Source organism: Roseateles koreensis (assembly GCF_028595305.1).
In the GTDB taxonomy this organism is placed as follows: domain Bacteria; phylum Pseudomonadota; class Gammaproteobacteria; order Burkholderiales; family Burkholderiaceae_C; genus Paucibacter_A; species Paucibacter_A koreensis.
In genome coordinates this window covers 383,769-384,788 of the sequence record NZ_JAQQXS010000002.1, presented here as the reverse complement: position 1 = coordinate 384,788, position 1,020 = coordinate 383,769, and the positions used below count along the sequence as shown (strand labels likewise).

Genomic DNA, 1,020 nt, shown 5'->3' with positions numbered 1-1,020 from the left:
TGCGCAGCGCCCCCCACCACGACCCAACCGGCCCCGGCGCGCAAACCCATAACGCGCCGCTTCAAGACCACCTCAAAGCCATCCGCCCCTGGGCCGACAACCGCGCCAAAGCCGCAAGCCAAGTCGGGCTGGAAGCCGCCAGCAGCCTCCAAGGCAGCGATCAATTGCAAAAGAGCCTCGTCGGCCACAAAGCCCCGCTGCAAGCCTGGAGCAGCCCCGTCGGCATCGCCCTGAGTGCGCGTAAAAACCTCATCCTCGCCAGCGAGCAGACCCAAGGCATCTACGCCCAAGCCGCCATCAACCTCACCAGCGCCGCAGGCCTGAGCCTCAGCGCCAAGAAGGGGGTGCGGATACACGCCGAATCCGGGGGCCTGAAGCAAATCGTCTCCGAGGGCGACTACACCGTCCATGTGCAAAACGGCGATCTGGAAGTGCTGGCCAAGCAGGACGTGAAGTTCGAATCCAAGAGCGGCGTCATCCGACTACAAACCCAGGGCGGCCAGTACTTTGTAGAAGTCGGCCCCAAGGGCCTGCGCATCAAGGCCCAGCAGGTCATCAACAAGGCAGGCGTCAAGGTGGACTACACAGGCGGCGCTTGGTCAGGCCAGCCCAGCACCTCGGCGGGTGGGGCGGAGGGCTTGGGGTATTTTGGGGTGATGAAGGTCAAGGACTTGGCGGCTGGCTTTGTGCTGACCAATGACCAGGGTGTGATCTTGGCGGGGCAAGCCTATACCCTGACGACCAAAGACGGACGCCACATTGAAGGCATGACCAATGAGCACGGGCATACGGACCTGCCGGCTGGAGACCTCGCCACTGATCTCGAAGTCACCCTGGGCCACATGAGCCAAAACAAGGGAGACGCCCAACATGGCTGATCAGCGGTACACAGGCGAGGTGCTGGCCACCCACACCACCAACGAGCAATGGTCACGTAAGACGGTGGTCACTGGTGGCAGAATGCACTGGTAACGAGCAACCACCACACCCACCGGTCGTGGAGCGGACACATGGCGACTA

At 62.6% G+C, this 1,020-nt stretch carries 1 protein-coding gene; it reads left to right on the top strand.

Going from position 1 to position 1,020, the window contains the following annotated elements:
- Positions 1–878 (top strand): DUF2345 domain-containing protein (locus tag PRZ01_RS03480; RefSeq protein WP_273595361.1); only part of this gene is annotated, 878 nt, incomplete at its 5' end.
- Between the last annotated feature and the right edge of the window lie 142 nt (positions 879–1,020).